Consider the following 22,196-nt stretch of genomic DNA (forward strand, 5'->3'; position numbering starts at 1 on the left):
AAAGTGCGCCTGCAGGGTCCATGCGGCCACCCGATTGTACTGCACTCGCGCTTGTTCTCCCGGCCAACGAAGAAGCGCATCTGGTTCGAGTCCTGGCCTGAAAGTGAACGATCATGAAACTGGGCTGGTATTCCGAACTCGACGAGGTCGAACGCCGGACGTATTGGGCTTGCTTCGCGGGCTTTGGTCTCGATTCGTTGGATTCGACGATCTATGCGCTGGTCATCCCGGCGCTGATTGCAACAATCGGACTGACGCGCCCTGAAGCCGGCTATCTCGCGACCGCAGCCCTCGTCGGTGCAGCCGTCGGTGGCTGGGGCGGAGGGATCCTTGCCGATCGCATCGGCCGCATCAAAGTCCTGCAACTGACGATCCTCTGGGTTGCCCTGTTCACGCTCGCATCGGCTTTCGCGACCGGCTTCAACTTCTTGCTGATCGTGCGTTTTCTCCAGGGCCTTGGCTACGGCGGTGAGGCGGCCGTGGGTGGCGTCCTGATCAGCGAGGTCGTCAGGCCCGCGCTGCGCGGCCGGGTGGCCGCGTCGGTGCAGAGCAGCTACGCGGTGGGTTATGCGATTTCCGTCGCGCTGCTCCCCGTCATTTCATCGCTGTTTCCTGAAGAGCTCGGCTGGCGCGTGTTCTTTGCGGTCGGGATCGCGCCGGCCTTTCTCGTGTTCTTCATTCGCCGCCTTGTGCCGGAGTCCGGGCTTTATCGTCAAAGCCGCGCGGACAAGACAGCCGGACTGCCCGCCTGGACGATCTTCACCAGGGCCCATGTGCGGCGTACCGTGGCGGCGGTCACGATGGCCACCGGCATTTTCGGCGGTGCCTATGTGATGATCACGTGGCTGCCGACCTATCTGCGCACCGTCCTCAACCTGACGGTGGGGAGCAGTGCAGGTTATCTTGCCATGAACATCCTGGGTTCGTTGGTCGGACCGTTGCTCTATGGCTGGCTTTCGGATCGCACGGGCCGACGTCCCGCGTTCATGATCTTCCTGCTATGCCAGGCCGTGAACGCGAGCATCTACCTGCTTGCTCCGATCGGCGCCAACACGACGATCTTGCTCAGCTTCTTTCTGGGCGCGTTCCAGGGTGGGTTGGCATCAGGAATGTTGCCGACCTTTGCCGAATTGTTTCCGACCGAGATTCGTGCGAGCGGGCAGGGCTTCTGCCTCGGCGGCGGGCGTGGGTTTGGCTCGGTCGTGCCTGCGACCGTGGGCGTGCTTGCTGCGTCGCATCCTCTTGGCTTGTCGATGGGCCTTTGCGCGCTCGCCGCCTATGGACTTGCTTTCATCGCCGCGATGGCTTTGCCCGAGACCAGCGGCGCTGACCTGCAGCGTATGACTCCGTTGGGGATGCAAACAGGGCACCCCGAAGATCTCGGCAGCTTGGAAGCGCGGCGGTCGGAATGAAGCGTGGAGACGCGCCGGGTGCCGCCGGCGCGGAGCGCGCGCCAACGGAGGCAGAGAACGACACGCCTCGTCGAGTGAAACAAGGCGGCCAGGCTGGCCGACGAGCACGAGAAGGCAACAGGGTCGGGAGGAAGACATGCACTATCGGGCCATTTTGAGCATCATCGCATGCGTCGCAGCTTTGCACTTATCGAGCAGCCTCGCCCAGACATCGAACACCGACAACCCCAACGACGCGGTCGCGGATGCACTGAATCCGCCGCCTTATGGCGAGCCGATCAGCCTGGAGATGGCCAAGAAGGTGGCTGCTGCGGCCGTTGCCGAGACGACGAAGCGCAACTGGAACGCCTTCTGCATCTCCGTGGTCAATCCGAGCGGCGATCTGGTCTATTTCGAAAAGCAGGACAATTGCCAATATGCGTCGGTCGGCCTGTCTCAGCACAAGGCGCGCACGGCGGCACGTTATCGACGCCCCACGCTGGTGTTCGAGACGCTGCTCGGCAAAGGCGCGTATTTCGCCTATCTCGCCACGCTCGATGACGTGATCGCATCGCGGGGCGGCAATCTGCTGATGGTGGACGGCAAGATCATCGGTGCCGTCGGTGTGAGTGGTGGGTCGGGCGCCCAGGACAACGTCGTATCTCTGGCCGGGCAGGCGGCGCTGAAGTAGACGAGACCGGGCCGGGGGCGGATCGCGATGCCGTCGCGATCCGCCGGTCAGACGGTCGGCGCGTGCGCTAGGCCGCCGGCGGGATCGCGGAAGACATGGAGTCGTCGACCAGGCTGACGCCGCGCCATTGTCCGGATGTGACGAGCGTTCGCGCCGTATCCTGGAGCTCCTTGGCGACGGCGAGGGCTGCAGGCGCCAGCAGGTCTGGCTTGATTGAATAGACATAGTTGCGTCGCGTGATCCGGGCGTCCGAGATGGGCAGGGCGCGCCAGTCCTCGCTGCTTCGTCCTCCTGCCTGCAGCGCCGACATCGGCTTGATGGTGACTCCGATGCCCTCACCGACGCAGCTCATCACCAGCGAGAGCGAATCGATCTCGGCGACCACATTCGGCGTGATGTTGCGCCGCTCGAACTCTGCAGCTACACGCCGGCGCAGGCCATGAGTTCCCGTCGGCAGGATCAGGGGCAACTTTGCAACTTCTGCAACTGTGATGCTGCAACGGTGGCGCGGCACCAGCGGGCTGTCGGCAGGGAGAAGCACGAACAGTTCCTCGTCGAGCAGCGGAATCGCGTCGAGCTTGGACGACACGTCGTTGTTGAACAGGATGGCCAGGTCGAGCTGGCCAAGCCGCATCATGTGAGCGATGTGGCCGCTCATTCCCTCGACGACATTGAGCAGGATACCGGGATATTTGGCGCGGATGCACTTGGTGAGTGGCAGCCCGATCGCGAGCACGGTCGTTGCGGGTAAGCCGACCGACACCATGCCGCTCACCTCTGCCGAATCCTGGCGGGCAATCGACAGCGCATGGTCGAGCTGCCGCAGCATGAAACGGGCGTGATGGTAGAGCGCAAGGCCGTTCTCGGTCGGGATCACGCCGCGCGAGGAGCGCTGCAGCAAGGGCCTGCCCACTTCCTCCTCGAGCTTTGCGATCTGCTGGCTCAAGGCGGGCTGCGCAACGAACAGGCAGCGCGACGCCTTCGACAAACTGCCGCTCTCGACGATCTGGGCGAAATAGCGCAACTGACGCAAATCCATGGGCGGGCACCGCACTGCCGGGGAAGAACGAGACGTTTCCGCCGAGCTATATGCTCAGCTTATAGCAACTAATCCAAAACAGTATTTTTGCTAATGTCAATTTCTCTCTAAGGACGAGGGTAACAGGCGTAAGACCCCTTTGGGAGGAACCAGACGATGGCGGACGCTGCGGTTCAGAGACAGGCGTCGGCCGAACTGCCATCGTGCCGCCTCTTGATCGCCGGGGAATGGGTGAAGGGTACGCACACCGTAGCCGTGCTCGACAAATATCGCCTACAGCCAGCCATGTCCGCGCATCTGCCGTCGCGCGAGCAGGTCCGCAGCTGCATGATCGCCGCGGAGCGGGCGTTCCAAGCCAATGTGCTGACGCCCTATGATCGCGGCCTCATCCTCGATCGCGCTGCGGTCGAACTAGAGAAGCGTGCGTCGGAACTGGTGGAGGTGCTGCGCCAGGAGGCGGGCTTTCCACGCCGCGATGCAATGGGCGAACTCCAGCGCTGTGCGACGACATTCAGGCTCTCCGCCGAAGAGGCGCGGCGGCTTGCCGGCGAGATGGTGCCGATGGAGGGAGCAGCTGGCCAGAAAGGCCGTATCGGTTTCACCATCCGTGTGCCGCTCGGCGTCGTAGCCGCGATTACGCCGTTCAATGCTCCGCTCAATACGGTGGCGCACAAGGTTGCGCCTGCACTGGCGGCTGGTAACGCCGTGGTGCTGAAACCGTCGCTGCATACGCCGATGACGTCCTGCATCATGGCCGAGTGCCTGATCGCAGCCGGTCTGCCATCGGGCCTGATGTCGGTAGTCCATGGCGATAGCGAGGTTGCCGATTGGATGATGAGCGAAGCTGCCGTGAAGTTCTTCGCTTTCACCGGCAGCACAGAAATTGGCCGCATCATCCAAAGCAAGGCGGGACTACGCCGAACCCAGATGGAGCTCGGCTCGATCTCGCACTGCCTGATCTGCGAGGACGCCGACCTCGATATTGCACTGCCGAAGGTCGTCAACGCCGGCTTCCGCAAGGCCGGCCAGGTCTGCACATCGATCCAGGTGCTGCTGGTGCAGCGTTCGCTGATAGGGCAGGTCGAGCAGAGACTTTCAGAACTCGTCGCCGGGCTACCCTACGGCGATCCCGGAGAGGACGACACCGTGGTGGGTCCCGTCGTCAGCGAGGCCGCGGCTCAGCGCATCGAGGCCTGGATCGCGCTGGCTGAGCAGAACGGCGCGCGGCGTCTGGTCGGTGGCGCGCGGGCGGGCGCCGTGGTTCCTCCAACGCTGCTCACGAATGTCGACAAGGCGACGCCGCTCGGCTGCCAAGAAGTGTTCGGACCCGTGATGTGCATCGCGCCCTTCGATGTGCTGGACGAGGCAATCGCGCGCGTCAACGATACACCCTATGGGCTTGCCACGGGCATTTTCACAAAGCGCTTGGACGAAGCTCTGCAGGCCGCGCGGCAATTGCAAGTCGGTGGCGTTCACATCAACGAGACGCCGAGCTCCCGCGTGGACCTCATGCCGTATGGCGGCTCCAAGGATTCCGGGTTCGGCCGCGAAGGGCCGCATTACGCCATCCGCGAAATGAGCGAAGAGCGCATCGTGACGATCCTCGCATGACGCGGACCGCTACCTGACAAGGATCTGACCATGACCAAGATGAAGGGCGGCGAAGTCATCGCCGAATATCTCGTCAAGCAGAAGGTGCCTTTCGTGATCGGCATCTGCGGCCACGGCAACGTCGGCATCCTTGACGCGCTCTACCAGGTCCGTGATCGCGTCAAGCTGGTGTCGCCCCGCCACGAGCAATGCGCCGGTCACATGGCCGACGCCTATTTCCGCGTCAAGCACAGTCCGGTCGCGACCCTGACGTCGACCGGGCCGGGCTCGGCCAACATGGTGATGTCGCTCGCGACTGCGTTGTCGGACTCCTCGAGCTTCCTCGCTATCACCGCCAATGTTCCGACGTCGCAGGCCAATCGCGCACCGTTCCAGGAATTGTACGCGCACAACCAGGCTGATTTTGCCCAGGTGCTGCGCCCGGTGGTGAAGCGTTCGTTCCAGCCAAGCCGCGTCGACATGCTGCCGCTGGCGCTGCGCCAAGCCTTCGACACCATGGTCACGGGACGTCCCGGCCCGGTCAATCTCGATATTCCGTACAATGTTTTTCAGGAGGAGGCCGACGTCGTGCTGCCGCCGCTGTCGCATGTTCACGGCAGTCACCGGCCGAGCGCGAGCGAGGCCGACGTCACCAAGGCGCTCGATCTGATCGAAGCCGCCAGGCGGCCGGTGTTCTTCATCGGGCAGGGCACGACCCTCTCGGAAGCCGGCCCTGAGATCAGTGCGTTGCAGAGCCGCTACGGCATTCCGGTCATCACCTCGCCCAATGGCATGGGCTGCGTGCCGTCGGATGATCCACTGACGCTCGGCTTCATCGGCCGCAACGGCGCTTATCCCGCCAACCAGGCCGGCCGTCATGCCGATCTCGTGCTCTGCATCGGAACGCGTTTCGACGATCGCTCGTCGTCGAGCTGGCACCAGGGCTATTCCTGGAATTTCCCGTCGACCAGGCTGCTGCAGGTCGACATCGATCCGGCGGAGCTCGGCCGCAACTATCCGCCGACGCTCGGCATCATCGCCGACGCCAAGACCTTCGCCGGGCAACTGCTCGCGGCGCTGGAGCGTCGCCCCGCGATCCGCCGCGAAAATTTCGCGGCGTGGCGCGACCAGATCGGGACCTGGAAGGCGGAGTGGGAGGCGTTCGTGCGGCCGCACTTCAGCGCCGACACCACGCCGATCCGGCCGGAATATGTCGTCGGCGCGCTGCAGGACGTGCTGCCGGACGACGTCATCCTGTCGCTCGACTCCGGCGTGCATCACAACTGGTTCATGCAGTTCTGGCAGCCGAAGCGGCCGCAGAGCATGATGAACAGCTGGGGTTTTTCGTCGATGGGGTTCGGCGTCTGCGGCGTGCTCGGCGCGCAGCTGGCCGCGCCCGACCGTCCATGCGTCGCGGTGGTCGGCGACGGCGGCTTCATGATGGCGCCATATGTCGTCGCCACTGCCGTCGAATATGACCTGCCGTGCGTCTGGATCGTCTGGAACAACTTCGCCTGGAGCGCGATCCGCGATTTGCAGTATGGCCTGTTCGAGGGCCGCGAGCTCGGCACCGCGTTCTATCGTGGCAATCAGGGGCCCGGCGGGGATCGCTACAACCCCGACTTTGCCGCCTGGGCGCGCGCCTGCGGCGCTGACGGCGTGACGGTGACCCGCAGCGCCGACCTGCGCGGTGCAGTCGAGACCGCGATCAAGAACCGCCGCCCCTGCGTGATCGATCTGCATGTCGACGCCGAGGTGCGCCCGCCATCGACGGGCACCTGGGAGCTGCCGCCGATCCCATTCAAGGAGCCGGTGTTCGGCAAGCCTTACAAACGCGACTGACGATACAAAACAAAGATAACAACATCGAGAGGGAGGAGCACCATGTTGAAGCGTGATCTGAACCGGCGATCTTTCATGCGCGCGTCGGCCGGCGTGGCTGCCGCATCCGTGCTCGGCGTCGGCGGTCCCGCGCGAGCCCAGTCCGATGGGCCCGTCCGCATCGGCATGATCTATGCCAAGCAGGGGCCGGGCGCCTCGATCGGTGAGTACCTGCAACGCGGCAGCGCGCTTGCGGTCGAGCAGGCCGGCGGCAAGGTGCTGGGCCGCCCGATCGAGCTGGTCTGGCTCGACGAGCCCAATCCCCAGGTGTCGCAGCAGAACATGCAGCGGCTTGTCGACGAGAGCAAGGTGGTCGCCGTGGTCGGCGGCAACTACTCGTCCTCGGCGCTCGCCATGATGAGCGTTGCCAATCGCGAGAAGGTGCCGCTGATCCTGACCGGCGCCGCGGCCAGCGAGATCACCGGCAAGAGCTGCAGCAAGTACACGTTCCGCACCCAGGCGACCGTGCCGGTTCAGATGGCCGGCCTGATGCCCTACGTCTCCAGCATCGGCAAGAAGGTCTATTTCATCACGGCGTCATATGCCTTCGGCCAGGACATCCTGCGCGCCTCGCGCGCGATGCTGAAGCAGGTCGGCGCCACCGAGGTCGGGGTCGACGAGGTGCCGATCAACACCGCGGACTACAGCTCCTACATCCTCAAGATCCGCCAGGCCAAACCGGACGTGATCGTCGGCGGCCTGGTGGGCGGCGACTTCTCCAACTTCCTGAAGCAGTGGAACGAGATGGGGATGAAGGACAAGATCCCCTATGCGGCGGTCGCCGTCACGGACACCGACTTCTGGGACGTCGGGCCGCAGGCCTCGACCGGCATCTACATCAAGCCGTGGTACTACAACAATCCGAAGAATACCGCCGCCGAGCAGAAGCTGATCGAGGATTTCAAGAAGAAGTACAATCAGCCACCATCGGACAAGACGTGGTCGGGCTGGATCGGCATGCGGGCGCTGTTGGAATCGATCGAGGCGGCGAGATCGACCGAGGCCGCTCAGCTCGTGGCGCATCTCGAGCAGTGGAAGAACACCGAAGGCGAGTTTCCATTCTTCTTCCGCGACTGGGATCACCAGCTGGTGCGCCCGGCCGTCATCGTCCAGATCAAGAAGCAGATCACCGACAAGTTCGACTATTTCGAGGTGCTGAAGAACACCTCGGCGACCGCCGAGGAGACGGCGAAGGCGTTCGGTACCAAGGAGGATATCGGCTGTAGCCTGCCGTCGCTGTGAGGCGGGGCGACCCCGGTTCCTGCAGCGCACCGACAGGCTCGAACGATGCTCGACACTCTCGTCTCCCAGGCGGCCAATGGACTCGTGCTCGGCTTCATCTACGTGCTGATCGCCGTAGGTCTGTCGATCACCTTCGGCCTGCTCGGCGTCATCAACTTCGCGCATGGCGCCTTCTTCGCGCTGGGGGCCTACGTGGCCTGGCAGCTGTTCCAGCTATTTGGCTGGAGCGCCGTGATCCTGGCGCCTCCGGTGGTCGGGCTGATCGGCATGGCTGTGGAGGTGACGATCATCCGCCGCCTCTACGGCAAGGAGCCGTTGCTCAGCCTGATCGTGACCTTTGCGCTGGCGCTGCTGATCGAAGCGGTGATCCGCTATGCATGGGGCGCCGACGGCAAGCCGTTCAATCCGCCGCCGGCCTTTGCAGGGATCGTTGAAGTTGGTCCTCTCCTGATCACCAAATATCGCGTGGCCGTGCTCGGCGCGACAACCGCGACCTTGCTCGGCCTATGGGGCTTCCTGGCGTTCACACCCTATGGCCGGATCCTGCGTGCCGGCAGCCGGGACCCGGAGATGGTGGAGTTGCTCGGCATCAATCTGCCGCGGGTGCTCACCGCGGTGTTCGGGCTCGGCTGCATGCTGGCGGCGATCGCTGGGGTGCTGGCCGCGCCGCTGTGGACGGTGTCGCCGTCTATGGCTGCCAATGCGGTGATGCCCGCGTTCGTGATCGTGGCTATCGGCGGCCTTGGCTCCTTTCGGGGCGCAGTGGTCGCCGGACTCGCGGTTGGAATCGTCACCTCGCTGACCATTCAGTTCTGGCCAGAGGCGGCCGCCGCATCGATGTATGCCTTGATGTTCGCGATCATGCTGCTGCGGCCGCGCGGACTATTCGGCGAGCGCTGGGAGCGTTTCGAATGACGACGGCCAAGCCCGTGCTGCAGCGGCTCGCAAGTCACCCGGTGCTCGTGGCGGTCGCGATACTGGCGCTCGCCTCCGGCATCGCGCTCGCTGTGGGCATGCCGATCCATCGCGTGACCCAGATCGCGATCTACACGCTCTACGGCGCGGAGGTAAACTTTCTGATCGGCTATCTCGGCCTGGTGCCGTTCGGCGCCTCGTTTTTCTTCGGCTGTGCGAGCTATGCGCTGGCAATCGGCCTGGGCTTCATGCCGGCCGCCAATGAAATCACCGGCCTGGCGATCGCGGTGGCATTTTCGCTGCTGCTGGCGCTGATCGTCGGCGCCATCATCCTTCGCCGGCGCGGACTCTACTTTTCGCTGCTGACGCTGGCGTGCTCCCAGATCGCGTTCGAGATTGCGTTCAAATGGACCTCGGTGACCGGAGGCGAGAACGGCCTGCAGAACGTCGCGCGTCCGCTGTTTCGCTCCGCGCTTGCCTTCCACGGGTTCACGCTCGTCGTGGTGATCGGGTCGTTGTGGATGATGTGGCGGCTGGCGCATGCGCCGTTCGGCCGACTGATGCAGGCGTTGCGCGACAATGAGCAGCGGGTCGCAAGCCTGGGTTTCGACACCTACCGCACCAAGCTGATTGCGCTCGTCATTGCCGGCGGCGGCATCGGCGTCGCCGGAGGTTTGATGGCGCTGCTGCTGCAGGGCGTCTACGCCAACAATCTGAACTGGGAGCATGCCGGCGATCCGGTGCTGATGGCGGCGCTGGGCGGCGTACATCATTTCCTGGGGCCGTTGTGGGGCGCCATCGTCTTCATCGTTTTGGAGGACCGGCTCAGCGCCATCACGGAGAATTGGTGGCTGGTCTTCGCCCCCATCATCATCGCCTTCGCGCTGCTGTCAGATGAGGGCATTCACGGCATCTTCCAGCGTATCGCCGGCCGCAGCCGCTGGACCCTGACGCGCAATGTCATTCCATCGCGGCCGCGCGACATCGTTCCTTACGCGCCGGATCGTGCACGCCAGGCTGCGGCGACGGCCTCAGAGGTGCCAATTCTTGCGATCCGCAACCTGTCCAAGCATTTCGGCTCGATCGTGACCCAGAACGACGTGTCCTTCGAGATGAGCCGGACCGGACTGCACAGCCTGATCGGCCCCAACGGCGCCGGCAAGACCACGTTGTTCAATCTGCTGACCGGTGTGCTCCGGGCCAACGCCGGCACCATCCTGTTCGAGGGCATGCCCATCGATCAGCTGTCGCCGTACAAGCGCGCGCGGCTCGGCATCGCCCGCTCGTTCCAGATCCTGAGCGTCTTTCCCAACCTCACCGCGTTCGAGAACGTGCGTATCGCGGTGCAGGCTGCCAACCGGCAATGGACGGGTCTTTGGCGCGATGCCTATGACGATGCGGCTGCAAACGCGAAGGTGTGGTCGCTGCTCGATGCCGTAGGCCTCGCCGATCGAGCCGCCGAGCTTTGCTCCGCGCTGGCGCATGGTGAGAAGCGGCTCTTGGAGATCGCGGTGTCGCTCGCGATCGACGCCAAGCTCCTTCTGCTCGACGAGCCGCTGGCTGGTCTGGCGGAGTCGGACCGCAAGATCGTAGGCGAGTTGATCATGCGGCTGGCGAAGTCCCACGCCGTGCTGCTGATCGAGCATGACATCGACCGCGTGCTGGCCATGTCCGACCGCATCACGGTGTTGCATCAGGGGCGGCTGATCGCCGACGGCGAGCCGGCGGAGGTGGCTGCCCATCCCGAAGTTGTCACGGCCTATCTCGGCACCGCCCATGGCCAAGTCGCGGCGGCTCCGTCGCGGGCGACCAATGTGACGCCGCTTCCGGGCAGCGCCGCCGCCGAGCCGCTGCTCAGGCTCGAGGGCGTGCGCGCCGGCTACGGCGGTGGCACCGTGCTCGACGGGCTCGACCTGGCCGTGCGGCCTGGCGAAGTGGTGGCGCTGCTAGGGCGCAACGGCGTCGGCAAGACCACCGCGCTGCGGGCCATCACAGGCACGGTGCCGGCGAGCGGCGGTCGCATCACGTTCGACGGCAGGCAGCTCAACCGGCTACGGCCGGACGAGATCAACCGGCTTGGCATCTCGCTGGTGCCGGAAGGACGCCGGCTGTTTCCGAACCTGACCGTGCAGGAGAATCTCAAGCTCGCGAGCCGCGCCGGCGGCGCGTCGCTCGACGACGTGTTCGATCTGTTCCCGAAGCTGCGCATCCTGCACAAGGCGCGTGCCGAAAATCTCTCCGGCGGCGAGCGGCAGATGGTGGCGATCGCGCGCGCGTTGATGGTGCCGAGCCGGTTGATTCTGCTCGACGAGCCGTTCGAGGGCTTGGCGCCCGCCGTGGTGCAGGAGGTCCGCGACGCCGTGTCCAAATTGAGGTCGCGCGCGAGCCTCGTCATCGTGGAGCATCATGCCGAGAGCGTGCTGGCGATGGCGGACCGCGCCTATGTGCTGGTGAATGGGCGCGTGGCCCATGTCGGCGATGCTGCCGCGCTCGCGGCCGATCACGAGCTGCAAGGGCGTTTGCTTGGCATCACTCAGACCGCTGATGCAGTGCAACGCGCGGCAAACGGGTCATGAGCAGCTGCGAGTTCGTGACCATCGGCATCTGCTGGCCGGCCCAATCTGAACCTTCCTGAGGAGATGAGACATGACCATCGTCGTTCCCGGACCGAACGCCTACGCGAATGCGGCGACAGAGAAGAAGGCGGTGACGCGCAATCTCGCCGAGATCTTCTGGACCCAGTATCCAGGCCACTACAATCAGGCGCTGTCCAAGGCGATCGTGACACCGGATACCACAGGCAGCCGCTTCTTCGACTATCGCATCTCCTCCTACGAACCCGGCGCGCATGTCGAGAGCCATTCCCACAAGGTGCAGGAGCAGATCTATCACGTGCTGTCGGGCGAGGGCATCCTGATCCTCGATGGCGAGCGCCGGCTGGTCCGTGCCAACGACGTCACCTACATTCCGCCGGGCGTGGTGCACGAATTCCACTGCACCGGCAACGACCCGCTGCTGTTCCTCGTGATCACCAGCCCGCCGACCGACGAGGAGCCGGCGCCGCGGTGAGGGGCCGGGCATGACCACGAGCAAGACCATTCTGGTCACCGGCGCCTGCGGCTGGCTCGGCGCGGCCATCGCGCAGGCGCTGCTCGCGCGCGGCGATCGCGTCGTCGCCATCGACCTGGTGGTCTCGCCGGCCATGGCCGCACTCGCCTCGCAACAACAGCTACTCGTCAACGCTGCGATCGATCTCGGCGAATGGCATGAAGTGCTGCGAGCGTTCCAGACATTCCGTCCCGATGCAGTCATTCATGCCGCTGCGGTGGTCGGTGTGGTTCAGGCCGCTGACATTCCGTTGAAGGCGCTGCGGGTCAATGTCGAGGGCGCGATCAACCTGTTCGAGGCGATGCGGCTCTCCGGCGTCAGGCGCGTCGTGCAGATCTCGACCGAGGAGACCTATGGCGACTTCCAATCCGCCGTGATCGACGAGGAGCACCCGCAGAAGCCGGCCAGCGTCTACGGCGTGACCAAGCTCGCAGCCGAGCACTATGGTCGCGTCTATTCGCGCGATCACGGTCTCGAATGCATCAATGTGCGGACCTGCTGGGTCTACGGACCGCATCTGCCGCGCCTGCGCATGCCTCGCACCTTCATCGAAGCCGCATTGCGCGGCGAGCCATTCCATCAGGAGGACGGCGGCAATCTCGCGGTTGATCAGGTTTATATCGACGATACCGTGGCTGGCGTGCTGCTCGCGCTCGACAAGCCGCATCACAGCTTCGACGCCTATAATGTCGCGACCGGTGTGGCACCGACGCTGCGCGACACGGCCGACGCCGTCAATCGCGCCATTCCCGGTGCGAGAATCACGGTCGGCGACACCGGTTCCTATCATCATGGCGGCCGCGTGCTGAGCGCCGTCAAGGGCGCGCTCGATATCGGCCGCGCCAAAGCGGAGCTCGGCTACCAGCCGCGCTACGATCTGCAAAAAGGCATCGAGGCGACGATCGAAGCGACGCGGGCCGCGATGGCGAAGACACCATCTCCATCAAGGAATCGAAAATGACCACTTCTTCTCCGATCGTTCTCATCTTCGGCGGCTCCCGCGGCATCGGCGCCGCCTGCGCGCGGGCGTTTGCCGTCGCCGGCTGGCAGGTGGCCTCGACCTACGCCACCCATCACCCGTCGGACGGAGGGTCCGGCAGACAATACAAGGTCGACATTCGCGATGCCGCGTCGGTCGCGCAGGTCTTCGCTCAAGTTGCCGCCGACCTCGGTGCTGCGCCGCAGGCCGTCATTGCCAACGCCGGCATCAACGTGCCGGCAGGCCCGCTCGCGAGCTTCAGGCCGGAGGACTTTCGGCTGCTGATGGAGGTCAACGTCCTGGGTGCCTTCAACGTGCTGGCGGAGGCAGCGCGGCGCGTGCGCGACGGCGGCGCCATCGTCGCGATCACGACATCGCTGGTCCGCCACGCGGTGCCGGGCACCGGGCCCTATGCGGCGACCAAGGCAGCGGTCGAAAGCCTGGTGCGGTCGATGGCGAAGGAGCTCTCGGCGCGCGGTGTTCGCGTCAATGCGGTGGCGCCCGGTCCCGTCGACACCGATCTTTTCAATGCCGGCAAGACCGAGGAGGCCAAGCAGCGCATGGCGGCGTTGAGCCCGTTCAATCGCATCGGCAAGCCGGGCGAGATTGCGGAGGTGGTGCGCTTCCTGGCCTCCGGCGAGGCCTCCTGGATCCAGGGCCAGATCGTGCAGCCCAATGGCGGCATGGTGTGAGCATGACGGCGGCGCTGCACGCCGGCGAGACGTTCGATGTCGTCGTCGTCGGAGCCGGCGCGGGCGGCATGACGGCGGCAACCATCGCCGCGGCTGACGGCTGCTCGGTGCTGCTGCTGGAGCAGGCCGAATTCGTCGGCGGCACCACCGCCATCTCCGGCGGCATGGTCTGGATTCCTGCCAATCACAAGGCGGCCGCGGAGGGGCGGGCGGATACGCTGGAGGCGGCGCGCACGTATTTGGACCGGACCGTGCCGGGGCAGGACCGCACGCGGCTCGAGACATTCCTTGCATTTGGCGACGAAGCCTTGCGCGATCTCGAGGTCCGCACTGCGCTGCGGCTGCAGCCGGTGCCGACCTATCCGGATTATTATCCCGACCTGCCCGGTGCCACCGCGGGAGGCAGGGTGCTGGAGCCGCTGCCATTCGATGCGCGCGGCCTCGGCGACGCCTTTGCGCTGCTGCGCGATCCGCTGCCGGAGTTCATGCTGTTCGGCGGCATGATGATCAGCCGCCAGGATATCCCGCATCTGCGCCGTGCCGGCCGATCGTTGCGCTCGACCCTGCATGCGGCCAGGTTGATCGTGCGCTATGGCCTGCAGCGGCTCACGGCGCGGCGCGGCACGACGCTTTATCTCGGCAACGCGCTGGCGGCGCGGTTACTGCGCTCGGCACTCGATCGTGGCGTCGTGATACGCACCGGCACCTCCGTCCAGCAGCTTGAGGCCGACGCGCAGGGCAGGGTCTCGAGGCTCGAAATTATCGATCGCTCCGGCCGCTCCTGGATCACCGCAAGGCGCGGCGTGGTGCTCGCGACCGGCGGGCTGTCGCATGATGCCGAGCTGCGCCGCTGCTATGTGCCTGAGGCCGCCGGCCTGCTGTCGGCCACCGTCGACCCCGGCGCCGCACCACGCGGTGCGCGGCTGGCCATGGCCCTGGGCGCGTGCCTGTCGGCGCCGACGAAAGCGGGCGCGTTCTGGGTGCCGGCGTCGACCTTCACACGGGCCGACGGCAGCCGTGGCGTCTTCCCGCACACGGTCACCGACCGCGCCAAGCCCGGCCTGATCGCGGTCGATGGCACCGGCCGCCGCTTCGTCAACGAGGCGGTGTCCTACCACGAGTTCGTGCGCGCGCAGCTCAGGCACGCGACGGCTGTTCCTGCCTGGCTGATCTGCGATCGCCGCTTCCTGTGGAGATACGGCCTCGGCAAGATCAAGCCGTTCACGCGCTCTGTCGCGCGTGATGTCGCTGCCGGCTATCTCAAGCGTGCCGACAGTCTGGACGCGCTCGCGGAGACGATCGGCGTCCCGGCGCAGGCGCTGACTGCAACCGTCTACCAGTTCAACGCCGGTGCGGTGCGCGGCGAGGATCCCGCCTTCGGCCGCGGCGGCAACATCTATCAGCGTGCGCTCGGCGACGCCGATCAGCATCCCAATCCCTGCGTCGCGCCGATCCTGGAGCCGCCTTTCCATGCCGTCGCGGTTTATCCGGCCGATCTCGGCATGTCTGCGGGCCTCGTCACCGATGCGCGCGGGCGGGTGTTGCGCGCGGATGGCTCATCCATTCCTGGCCTGTTCGCCTGTGGCAACGACATGGCCTCGATCATGGAAGGGGCCTATCCCGGGCCCGGAATCACGTTGGGTCCGGCGCTGGTCTTCGGCTGGCTCGTGGGCAGGAATGTCGCCGGCGGGAATGTTTGAGGGCTCTCATGCTCTTGAGCTCGCTCCAGGCATGGCTCGATGTGACCTCTCGAAGCCTGGAGGCATGAGAACGACTTGGTCACACTTCGCGGCTTGTGAAAGTCGGCCACGGGTTGTTGCCTGAAGTGGGGACGCGGCAGTGGTTAGGAGGACTGTTGTCGTTGTCCAGGGTGGGGTGGCCTTCCCCACCCGCCGCCCGGCCAACGCACGTAACTGGCTCGCTGGCGTAGTCGCGCCGCTTCGGATCCCCGCCGGCTCGCTGCTATATCGCGTGCAACACGGGATCAACTTGGGAAGTTTGCAATTGACGAACGACTCGGGGCTGCTCGAGTAGTGGACAGTGCTCGTATTTGGGCAACTCGAGATGATATGGTTGCACGTCCCCGTAACGAGGCGACTTGAGCATCATGCGCCTCTGCAGCCTTTTCCTGATATCGCCTGGCCGACGCGCTGCTTTCGGAGTTGAATTGTCGTTCCCGCTCAGCTCTCATTCATGAGCGGCTGGCACCAAGGTTAGAAGTTGCTCATTGCCGTGTAGGCAATAGCAGCCGATAGTTGCCGAACGGGCGCTCGGCATGAGCGCACAAGATATTCCTGTGGAATCAAGATCAAACCAAATCGTCGGTCTCGCGATCGGCACCCTGAAACGATGCCTGCGCAAAAGCCTTCAAGATCAATGCCTTAATCTAGCGCGAGACAATCGAGTGGGAGTAGGGGGCGGCAGCGGGTCGTTAGACCCGCCAGAATGTGTCGGCTCCGGCGTTGATGGATTCCCATTCGCTGCCGTCGGGAACAGCTTTCGTCATCTGCCATAGTGTCACCAGCCGCGGCCCGTCCTGGTCTTCAATATGCTGCCCGACCCACGACGTGATCGAGTCTAGTCCGTTCCAATTCACGGAGAAGGCCACAAGCTTGCCGCTCACCCAGCCGACCAAGGGACCTTCCGCCGCAATCTGGCCGGCGTCGTTCTTATAACTCTTGTAGTGCCCCGTGAGAGTTGCCCCATTCTGATCTAGGTGCATCTCTGACCGGAGCTCATTTTTCCAGTCGCCGCCGATGTTCAGTGGTTCTGTTGCGGGCATTGAACGCGAGAGTGCTGGCTCAAGGCGCATAGAGTGTGTCCTCCTGGTTGTTTTATGCTAACTTGGCACGTCTTGGGTCACTTGGGAAGACTGATCGAGCGCCGAGCAGCAGCCGAACGTGTGACCACTGCGTTGGCCCACGCGCAGCGACCCCCGACCGATAGCACGACCGTGGACTTCTATCCGTTCGACATGACGTTTCTGGGTAGCGTCGCGACGCGCATCATCAATGAGGTGAAGGGCATGAACCCGGTGGTTTATGACGTGACGAGCAAGCCGCCGGGAACGATCGGGTAGGAGTGAGGGCGTAGGCAGCCTTGAGATCATGGGTCTCGAGAAGCGCAAGTATTTCGCGCCCTCACTGAAGTTGGCTGCGGCCTGATCAAAGCTGGCGCCAATCTAGACCTGCACTCAAACAAAATGGGAATAGCTCCGCGCTAAAGAAAGCAGAACGACCAGACGTATCGTCAGCATAGGCTCCACTTCAGCCTAAAATAACGCGGATAGGCCGCAATCAGACGATTGGTGCTCCGTCGATGATTTCGTACCAGATCAATCTTCAGCCCGGCGTCCTGCTCAGCGCGCGCCGACAGCTTGGTCGGATCGCGCCGCTTGGCCTCATGGGCGTGGTAGGTCGAAGGGGCGATCGGCAAGACCTTGCAGATCGGCTCGACCCCATATGTCCCACGGTGATCGTCGATGAAGGCGATCATGGCTTGGACCGGCGGTCGAGCTCCGCCGTCGCAAAATAGGCGCTTGCCTTGCGCAGGATCTCATTGGCCTGCCGAAGCTCACGGTTCTCCCGTTCCAGGGCCTTCAGCCTCTCGGCCATGTCGGTCGGAACGGTTCAGTGGCGCGATCAGGGTGCAGGCTCTCAATGAAATTGCCAATGCCGCGCCAAAAAATGGGCACGGGACTTCGGCCGATGTCGCACGCCGAGATTTGGACGAGCTCTTGCGTTGTCTGCCTGACTTGCGCCCAGTTTCTCGGCTGTCAAAGCAGGCATTCCTCATCGTCCCAAGTGGTTAGGGTGAGGCGATCAATCGTTCAATCCGGCCCGGAGAGCCGTCGTCATGAAGAAGTTCATAATGTTCATCTGTCTCGCTCTGCCGAGTGTGTCCGCCGCCGCTGAAGTCGGATCGAAGGATCTGATCGTCGCAAGCATCAACGACTGCCTGAAAGAAGCCGTGAGCGCCGGGGGCCTGGAAGACGGCGGTGACGCCATCATTCTTGCCTGCAAAGGCGATAAGGCACACGTCCTGTTCAACATGCTGGGCGGGAAGATCCGAGCCGAGATCGTGCAGGACAAGAATGGTAAATTTGAGAACAGGCCGTTCGGCAACAACACCTGCTACCACCGGATTGAAGATGCAGGCGGCAAGACCTCTGACGAGTTCCGATGTGATCTGGTCCTCGTCACAGGGGATGTCTTCAAGAATTAGCGAGATCAGCCGAGCGATCTGGGCTTGATCAACCCGGGTGGATTACGGTGACACCCATTAGCCGGCCGTTCGTCAAGTGCCGCAGAGCTTTTTTTGGCAGTGCCATCTGCCAATCCATTCTCGTCGTCGCATCCAGCTGCGTCGTTTTGAACCGCGCCCGTTTCTTCGGTCGATGGCTGCGCCCGCATCGCGGATCGCGCCAGACACCCATGAGGATCAAGCATCGGCCCAATCGAGGCCTTGCCCTGGCGGCATAGCCGCCCCAGAAGAACGTTGGTGCCGTCCCGCATCCAAAAGAGTTTCACAGAACCATGGCTGTCGGCGTGCCGGCGCCAATCTCCGGATGGCTTGCAGTTCGGGCGATCCGCTATCGTGCAGTTGGTGACGGCGATCCGGCGTCCAATTCAGTGCAGCTGGTTGCAGCTCCAGTCACCGTACGCGGCTCACCGGATCGTCGTCGTCCTTCAGGCAAAGCAGCGCGTTATATCGAACGGCTTGCCCTCCTTCAGGATGTGGTAGCAGGCCCGGGCCAGCTTATGCGCCAGCGCTTTGGTCGCAACGATGTTGTTGGTCCTGGCCTTCTTGCGTTCATGGAATCGGCTGGCCTCGGGGCAAAAGCGCCTGGCGAAGTTCGCCGCCTCGACGAATGCCCAGGCAAGATATTTGTTGCCGTTCTTGACGTTGCCTTCGCCTTTCTTCTTGCGATTGCTGGTGTGCACACTGTCGACGCAGCGCGCGTATGATGCAAAATGCCGACGTCAGCGAACCGTTCGATTGGACCGGTTTCCAGGAGAATGACGGTCGCTAGCGTCTGACCGATCCCTGGCACACTGGTTAGCAGGCGATATTGCGGTTGGCGTTTGACGCATTCCTGCAGGCGTATCTCGAGAACCTCGATTTGCGCCTGCAGTGTCGCAATGACGGCGACGTTCGCCTTGATTGCCAAGCCCACATCGGCGACCAACGGCAAGCTGTCGATCGTGTCGTTGGTCAGTCGCTTGATCTGGTTGCTGGTCATTCGTCTGCCCAACTGTCGGGTCAGGATGTTTTCCACCGCGAGGACATGCGCCGTGCACGAATGCACCAGCTGCATGCGCTTGCGCTCCAGATCTCGCACGACGCGGTGCTCCTTCGGCAGGATCGTTCCCGTCGGCAGGATAGCCAGCCGAAGCAAGTGAGCGAGATGTTGCGCGTCGGCCTCGTCGCCGCTGTGCTTCAGTCCTTCATATTGTTTGATAGCGGATGTGTTGGCGAGATGCACGTGGAAGCCAGCTTCCTGCAGGCCATCGACCAGCCAATACCAGTTGTAGGTCGACTCGACGACGACACCCTTCATCTCGCTTTGCCAGGGCTTCAGAAAGAGGATGATCTTGGATATCTCATTCGGCAAGCGCTTCTGTCCCACGAACGCGATCCGCCTCGTCGATCACCACGATCACGCTGTTGTTGGAATGCAGATCGATCCCGCCGTACATCATCTTCGCCTCCTCGTGGTCAAAAGTGATTCGATCATTACGAACTCACTCTAGCTCCACCACCCCCGCGGTTGCGGAGGCCGGCTAGATGATCTTCAGTGCACAAAACTCGTGAGCTTCGCTCGCTATCGAGACCGCCCTCGCTGCCCCGTTCAGCGCGGGGCCCGCGACGAAGGCCCGGGCATCCACGTCTTTCTTCGTGATGACCACGACGTGGATGGCTGTGACCGAGCATGGCCATGACGATGGGGGAGGGGCGAGGCGACTCACGGACGCCCGGTCGTCGTGCGATGGATCATCTGCCCGACGAGCAATCCACGCATGCCCTACATGCGCCAACTGCCCGTCGTGCCAGTTTGTCGCGGACTCCTCACTTGCGTTGTCGGGCAAATCACCTCCACATTCTCGCGCATCCCGGCTCGCTGAAGAGGGACGTTTCGCGATCGTCACGAGCGTCGAGCTGGGGAGGCGATGGGCGCGTTGCTCCGCAGCCGGGTGTCAAAGCCCGCGCCGACGAACGGAGCGATGCGACGGCGAAGTGGTGTGGTCCTGGCATCGCGGTGCTGATGCCAAGCCGGCGGTGATGATGATCCGCCGGCGACGGGGGCAAGACAGCCGATCCCCGGGGAGAGCGCCTATAACCCGTTCAAACCGTCGCGCAGGGAAGGCCGGATATTGGGCTGAACCTGTGGTTCTGCCGCGTGCTTTTCTGCTGCACGCGGACCGCGGGTATCAGCCGATACCCGGTCTTCCCTGCGCCTCTTCTTCAAAGGAGAGGTCGAACGAATGCAAAGCTCGGGCGCATGCGGCCGCGAGATCCCCGAGCCATGCCTGCTGTTTGAAACGTGGAGAAAGCTTTTGTCGTACGATGTCCCACGCCGCGTCATCTGCAAGTCCGTCTCAATCCCAGCTTCCGGATAAGCGAGCGACTATTTGCGTCGAGATGTGTCGTTCTGAAATAAACGATGCGCTGGTTTGCAATCTTTGAAGTTCCATTTCATTGACCGCATAGCGCCTCGCGCCGATATTCCCTGTCGTCATCGCTCAACCACGGAACGCCAGATGAGAACCCGAACCGCAGCCGATCGCCTGGTGCGCAAGCGCCTTGCCGGCCGCTGTTTCTCCGCGGCGACCGGGGCCTGTTGCTGATCGCTGCAGCCGAATTCAACGCCTTCAACCATCTGCAGATCAGACAGGAGCGCCGCACGCACGCGGCGAACGACCGGTCATGTCCAAAGCCTATGTCATCGAGGTTCTCAACCGCACCGCCGGCATCGTCACGGCCGACGAGCGCGGCTTCAGCTTTTTCTCATCCGAACGCGCATTCGACAGCCTGGAGGGACAGCACTTTGCCTCCGCGCGCGAGGCCGAACGCGCGGCCCGTGCGCTCGTCGCGACCGGCGGAGGACGCCTGCGCCGCGCGGTCATCTGATCTCCCACATCGCAACTTTCGAGAAGGACAAGTCATGAGCTTCTACAGGGACTTCAACGACAAGCTGGCCATCCAGGCATGGAACAGCGCCCGGCGCGAGCCGTATCGCACGATTAAGGTGCGGCAGCTCAGTCCGACGGTCGGCGCCGAGATCGGCGGCGTCGATCTCACCAAGGATCTGCCGGACGAGCAGTTCGCGGAAATCCACCGCGCGCTCGATGAGAATCTTGCGATCGTGTTCCGCGATCAGGAGATCTCGAAAGACGACCACAAGCGCTTTGCGCGCCGCTTCGGCAAGTCGCTGCACCGGCACGAGCTGGCCGCGACCCGCTTCCGGCACGACGGGCCGTTCGATCCGGAATTCCTGTCGTGGAAGACCGATGCGAATTCGCGCTTCACCGCCGGTGACGGCTGGCATCCGGACGTGTCCTGCGATCCCAGCCCGATTGCGGTCTCGCTGCTTCGTGTGACCAAGACGCCGCCGCTCGGCGGCGACACGGCCTTCGCCAACATGTATCTGGCCCATGAATTCCTGTCGGATCCGATCAAGCAGCTGCTGGATGGCCTCACGGCCATCCATGATGGATCATTGGCCTGGACCGCCGGCTATGGCGCCAAGCCCGATCCCGGCAAGACCTATCCGCTATCCGAGCATCCGGTGGTCGTGACTCATCCGCGTACCGGCCGCAAGTTCCTGTACGTCAATGCGTCCTTTACCTCGCACATCGTGCAGCTGACCCGGCGCGAGAGCGATGCGCTGCTGCAGCTCCTGTTCCGTCACATCGAAGGCCGGCTTGCATTGCAGACGCGGGTGCAGTGGCGGCCGAACTCGCTGCTGGTTTGGGACAATTGGGCGAGCCAGCATCATGCGGTGTGGGACTACTATCCCGAAGAGCGCTGGGGCGAGCGTGTGTCGGTGGTGACCGGCGAGGTGCCGCGGGCGCGGCTTGGGCTCAGCGAGGCCGCGGAGTAGGTCGGTCGCGCTGCACAGGCGCGGGCCCGAACGGGCCTGCGCTCCCTGCGGTGTCAGTCCGGACTGATATGAACCAAGAGAAGGCGGGAGATCGCCGCGTCGGCAAGCTCGTCGGCGCGGTCGCGATAGACGGCGGCCTCGTCGTCGGTTGCTCCGCGGAGCGCAAGCCGTTCGGCCTGGGCAGGACGCCTCAGCCGGCAGAAAGCGTCGATCGCGTGGAGCAATCGCGGTGACCGCACCAGGCTCTGCGCCATGTCGTGATCATTCGCGGCGAACACGAAGGCCGGGCGCCGGCCAAGATCGATGGCGAAGACCTGCGGAGGTGCGGCTGACATGCGGTGGCGTCGGATCGTGTCTGTTCGGCGCGGGGCGCGTTGGTGCTCTGATGCTGAGTGTAGAAGGACGCCGCATGCCGTCAATAAAATGGGTCGCGCGATTTTCAGGCTGATCGAGCAAGAATTGTTCTGCGCGGGCGGCGTGACCCGAATGCAAGGGACCCGATGGCGCCGAGTCTGGCTGCGGTGATGTCATGCCAGCCATGTCCTGGCGCAGGACGCGACACAC

Annotated in this window: 18 protein-coding genes, 3 pseudogenes and 1 other annotated feature; of the genes and pseudogenes, 15 read left to right on the forward strand and 6 right to left on the reverse strand. The window is 63.9% G+C overall.

What is annotated here, in order from left to right:
- Positions 1 to 113: 113 nt before the first annotated feature.
- Positions 114 to 1,412: an MFS transporter gene (locus QX070_RS22175; RefSeq protein ID WP_315739220.1), complete on the forward strand. Its 1,299-nt coding sequence runs from the start codon at positions 114 to 116 to the stop codon at positions 1,410 to 1,412.
- Positions 1,413 to 1,548: 136 nt separating this feature from the next.
- The gene (locus QX070_RS22180; protein ID WP_315739221.1) at positions 1,549 to 2,082 is read left to right on the forward strand and encodes a GlcG/HbpS family heme-binding protein; all 534 of its coding nucleotides are present in this window, start codon (positions 1,549 to 1,551) and stop codon (positions 2,080 to 2,082) included.
- Positions 2,083 to 2,149: 67 nt separating this feature from the next.
- Here the strand turns inward: QX070_RS22180 and QX070_RS22185 are convergent, their stop codons facing one another.
- Entirely contained in the window at positions 2,150 to 3,121 is a 972-nt protein-coding gene (locus QX070_RS22185) for a LysR substrate-binding domain-containing protein (RefSeq protein WP_315739223.1), read from the reverse strand.
- A gap of 156 nt (positions 3,122 to 3,277) precedes the next feature.
- On the opposite strand from QX070_RS22185, the gene QX070_RS22190 reads away from it, so the two are divergent.
- The 9 genes from QX070_RS22190 to QX070_RS22230 all read left to right on the forward strand — a co-directional run bounded on the left by QX070_RS22190 (position 3,278) and on the right by QX070_RS22230 (position 15,228).
- Positions 3,278 to 4,732 (forward strand): aldehyde dehydrogenase family protein, encoded by a 1,455-nt coding sequence (locus tag QX070_RS22190; RefSeq protein ID WP_315739224.1) that lies wholly within the window; start codon positions 3,278 to 3,280, stop codon positions 4,730 to 4,732.
- Positions 4,733 to 4,762: 30 nt separating this feature from the next.
- Positions 4,763 to 6,553, forward strand: coding sequence for a thiamine pyrophosphate-binding protein (locus QX070_RS22195; RefSeq protein WP_315739225.1), 1,791 nt, complete (start codon positions 4,763 to 4,765; stop codon positions 6,551 to 6,553).
- A 42-nt stretch (positions 6,554 to 6,595) separates the two neighbouring features.
- Complete coding sequence (locus QX070_RS22200; protein ID WP_315739226.1) at positions 6,596 to 7,834, forward strand: ABC transporter substrate-binding protein; 1,239 nt, start codon at positions 6,596 to 6,598, stop codon at positions 7,832 to 7,834.
- Positions 7,835 to 7,879: 45 nt separating this feature from the next.
- On the forward strand, positions 7,880 to 8,749 hold the full coding sequence (locus QX070_RS22205) for a branched-chain amino acid ABC transporter permease (RefSeq protein WP_315739227.1): 870 nt from the start codon (positions 7,880 to 7,882) through the stop codon (positions 8,747 to 8,749).
- A complete protein-coding gene (locus tag QX070_RS22210; protein ID WP_315739228.1) occupies positions 8,746 to 11,325 on the forward strand; it encodes a branched-chain amino acid ABC transporter ATP-binding protein/permease in 2,580 nt (859 codons plus the stop codon). Before QX070_RS22205 ends, QX070_RS22210 begins: the two co-directional genes overlap by 4 nt.
- 70 nt (positions 11,326 to 11,395) lie before the next feature.
- The gene (locus tag QX070_RS22215; protein WP_315739229.1) at positions 11,396 to 11,818 is read left to right on the forward strand and encodes a cupin domain-containing protein; all 423 of its coding nucleotides are present in this window, start codon (positions 11,396 to 11,398) and stop codon (positions 11,816 to 11,818) included.
- A gap of 10 nt (positions 11,819 to 11,828) precedes the next feature.
- Positions 11,829 to 12,818, forward strand: a complete 990-nt coding sequence (locus QX070_RS22220; RefSeq protein ID WP_315739230.1) for an NAD(P)-dependent oxidoreductase — start codon at positions 11,829 to 11,831, stop codon at positions 12,816 to 12,818.
- A complete protein-coding gene (locus QX070_RS22225; RefSeq protein WP_315739232.1) occupies positions 12,815 to 13,528 on the forward strand; it encodes an SDR family oxidoreductase in 714 nt (237 codons plus the stop codon). Before QX070_RS22220 ends, QX070_RS22225 begins: the two co-directional genes overlap by 4 nt.
- Before the next feature lie 2 nt (positions 13,529 to 13,530).
- Positions 13,531 to 15,228, forward strand: a complete 1,698-nt coding sequence (locus QX070_RS22230; protein WP_315739450.1) for an FAD-dependent oxidoreductase — start codon at positions 13,531 to 13,533, stop codon at positions 15,226 to 15,228.
- Positions 15,229 to 15,959: 731 nt separating this feature from the next.
- Here the strand turns inward: QX070_RS22230 and QX070_RS22235 are convergent.
- The gene (locus tag QX070_RS22235; protein WP_315739233.1) at positions 15,960 to 16,340 is read right to left on the reverse strand and encodes an avidin/streptavidin family protein; all 381 of its coding nucleotides are present in this window, start codon (positions 16,338 to 16,340) and stop codon (positions 15,960 to 15,962) included.
- A gap of 101 nt (positions 16,341 to 16,441) precedes the next feature.
- Here QX070_RS22235 and QX070_RS22240 point away from each other — a divergent pair.
- Positions 16,442 to 16,607, forward strand: a pseudogene (locus tag QX070_RS22240) (GMP synthase (glutamine-hydrolyzing)); the annotation flags it as partial.
- Positions 16,608 to 16,852: 245 nt separating this feature from the next.
- Here the strand turns inward: QX070_RS22240 and QX070_RS22245 are convergent.
- Positions 16,853 to 17,148: pseudogene (locus QX070_RS22245) on the reverse strand (IS3 family transposase); the annotation flags it as partial.
- Positions 16,949 to 17,065, reverse strand: a sequence feature (AL1L pseudoknot). Its footprint overlaps the pseudogene before it by 117 nt.
- Before the next feature lie 235 nt (positions 17,149 to 17,383).
- Here QX070_RS22245 and QX070_RS22250 point away from each other — a divergent pair.
- Positions 17,384 to 17,752: a hypothetical protein gene (locus QX070_RS22250; RefSeq protein WP_315739234.1), complete on the forward strand. Its 369-nt coding sequence runs from the start codon at positions 17,384 to 17,386 to the stop codon at positions 17,750 to 17,752.
- 464 nt (positions 17,753 to 18,216) lie between these two features.
- Here the strand turns inward: QX070_RS22250 and QX070_RS33060 are convergent, their stop codons facing one another.
- Both QX070_RS33060 and QX070_RS33065 read right to left on the reverse strand, forming a co-directional pair.
- Entirely contained in the window at positions 18,217 to 18,471 is a 255-nt protein-coding gene (locus tag QX070_RS33060; protein ID WP_409998836.1) for a hypothetical protein, read from the reverse strand.
- 329 nt (positions 18,472 to 18,800) lie between these two features.
- Positions 18,801 to 19,088, reverse strand: a pseudogene (locus QX070_RS33065) (transposase); the annotation flags it as partial.
- A 1,367-nt stretch (positions 19,089 to 20,455) separates the two neighbouring features.
- On the opposite strand from QX070_RS33065, the gene QX070_RS22260 reads away from it, so the two are divergent.
- Positions 20,456 to 20,659: a hypothetical protein gene (locus QX070_RS22260; protein ID WP_315739236.1), complete on the forward strand. Its 204-nt coding sequence runs from the start codon at positions 20,456 to 20,458 to the stop codon at positions 20,657 to 20,659.
- A 34-nt stretch (positions 20,660 to 20,693) separates the two neighbouring features.
- Positions 20,694 to 21,632 carry a TauD/TfdA family dioxygenase gene (locus tag QX070_RS22265; RefSeq protein WP_315739237.1) on the forward strand — a complete coding sequence of 313 codons (939 nt, stop codon included), beginning with the start codon at positions 20,694 to 20,696 and terminating at the stop codon, positions 21,630 to 21,632.
- A 53-nt stretch (positions 21,633 to 21,685) separates the two neighbouring features.
- On the opposite strand, the gene QX070_RS22270 is transcribed toward QX070_RS22265, so the two are convergent.
- Positions 21,686 to 21,967 carry a hypothetical protein gene (locus QX070_RS22270; protein ID WP_315739238.1) on the reverse strand — a complete coding sequence of 94 codons (282 nt, stop codon included), beginning with the start codon at positions 21,965 to 21,967 and terminating at the stop codon, positions 21,686 to 21,688.
- Positions 21,968 to 22,196 lie beyond the last annotated feature (229 nt).

Origin of the sequence: Bradyrhizobium sp. SZCCHNR1093, from assembly GCF_032381175.1 — a bacterium.
GTDB lineage: Bacteria > Pseudomonadota > Alphaproteobacteria > Rhizobiales > Xanthobacteraceae > Bradyrhizobium.

Bases quoted from the DNA above. Each gene is read 5' to 3' on its own strand.
- QX070_RS22265 (WP_315739237.1), top strand. From the start codon at position 20,694: ATGAGCTTCTACAGGGACTTCAACGACAAGCTGGCCATCCAGGCATGG.
- QX070_RS22220 (WP_315739230.1), top strand. From the start codon at position 11,829: ATGACCACGAGCAAGACCATTCTGGTCACCGGCGCCTGCGGCTGGCTC.
- QX070_RS22225 (WP_315739232.1), top strand. From the start codon at position 12,815: ATGACCACTTCTTCTCCGATCGTTCTCATCTTCGGCGGCTCCCGCGGC.
- QX070_RS22230 (WP_315739450.1), top strand. From the start codon at position 13,531: ATGACGGCGGCGCTGCACGCCGGCGAGACGTTCGATGTCGTCGTCGTC.
- QX070_RS22215 (WP_315739229.1), top strand. From the start codon at position 11,396: ATGACCATCGTCGTTCCCGGACCGAACGCCTACGCGAATGCGGCGACA.
- QX070_RS22175 (WP_315739220.1), top strand. From the start codon at position 114: ATGAAACTGGGCTGGTATTCCGAACTCGACGAGGTCGAACGCCGGACG.
- QX070_RS22205 (WP_315739227.1), top strand. From the start codon at position 7,880: ATGCTCGACACTCTCGTCTCCCAGGCGGCCAATGGACTCGTGCTCGGC.
- QX070_RS22235 (WP_315739233.1), bottom strand. From the start codon at position 16,340: ATGCGCCTTGAGCCAGCACTCTCGCGTTCAATGCCCGCAACAGAACCA.
- QX070_RS22180 (WP_315739221.1), top strand. From the start codon at position 1,549: ATGCACTATCGGGCCATTTTGAGCATCATCGCATGCGTCGCAGCTTTG.
- QX070_RS22185 (WP_315739223.1), bottom strand. From the start codon at position 3,121: ATGGATTTGCGTCAGTTGCGCTATTTCGCCCAGATCGTCGAGAGCGGC.
- QX070_RS22210 (WP_315739228.1), top strand. From the start codon at position 8,746: ATGACGACGGCCAAGCCCGTGCTGCAGCGGCTCGCAAGTCACCCGGTG.
- QX070_RS22250 (WP_315739234.1), top strand. From the start codon at position 17,384: ATGAAGAAGTTCATAATGTTCATCTGTCTCGCTCTGCCGAGTGTGTCC.
- QX070_RS22190 (WP_315739224.1), top strand. From the start codon at position 3,278: ATGGCGGACGCTGCGGTTCAGAGACAGGCGTCGGCCGAACTGCCATCG.
- QX070_RS22200 (WP_315739226.1), top strand. From the start codon at position 6,596: ATGTTGAAGCGTGATCTGAACCGGCGATCTTTCATGCGCGCGTCGGCC.
- QX070_RS22195 (WP_315739225.1), top strand. From the start codon at position 4,763: ATGACCAAGATGAAGGGCGGCGAAGTCATCGCCGAATATCTCGTCAAG.
- QX070_RS22260 (WP_315739236.1), top strand. From the start codon at position 20,456: ATGTCCAAAGCCTATGTCATCGAGGTTCTCAACCGCACCGCCGGCATC.
- QX070_RS22270 (WP_315739238.1), bottom strand. From the start codon at position 21,967: ATGTCAGCCGCACCTCCGCAGGTCTTCGCCATCGATCTTGGCCGGCGC.